Origin of the sequence: Shewanella electrica, from assembly GCF_022321485.1 — a bacterium.
Classification (GTDB): domain Bacteria; phylum Pseudomonadota; class Gammaproteobacteria; order Enterobacterales; family Shewanellaceae; genus Shewanella; species Shewanella electrica.
Window position 1 is genome coordinate 1 of record NZ_JAKOGG010000573.1, and the last position, 249, is coordinate 249.

General features: G+C 50.2%; 1 protein-coding gene. It reads right to left on the reverse strand.

Going from position 1 to position 249, the window contains the following annotated elements; all coding sequences use genetic code 11:
• Nucleotides 1–249: pyridoxal-phosphate dependent enzyme (locus L9G74_RS24505; RefSeq protein ID WP_238898864.1), on the reverse strand; the 249-nt coding region annotated here is incomplete at both ends.

A 249-nucleotide genomic window follows, 5' to 3' on the forward strand; every position in this document is an offset into this window, starting at 1 on the left:
GGGGAAGATAACAACACAGCGCTGACCCTCCTTCAGCTCTTTGGCTGCCTTCACAGCTACAGACATTGCGCTGCCTGAGCTGCCACCACACAGCAGTCCTTCCTCTCGGATTAGCATGCGTGCTAAAGCAAATGACTCCTCATCATTGCTCTTGTACCACTGGTCCACCAGAGATCTATCCAACACTGTGGGGACAAAATCATATCCAATTCCTTCCACTTCATACATCGTCTTGTCGGTCTTGTTCAG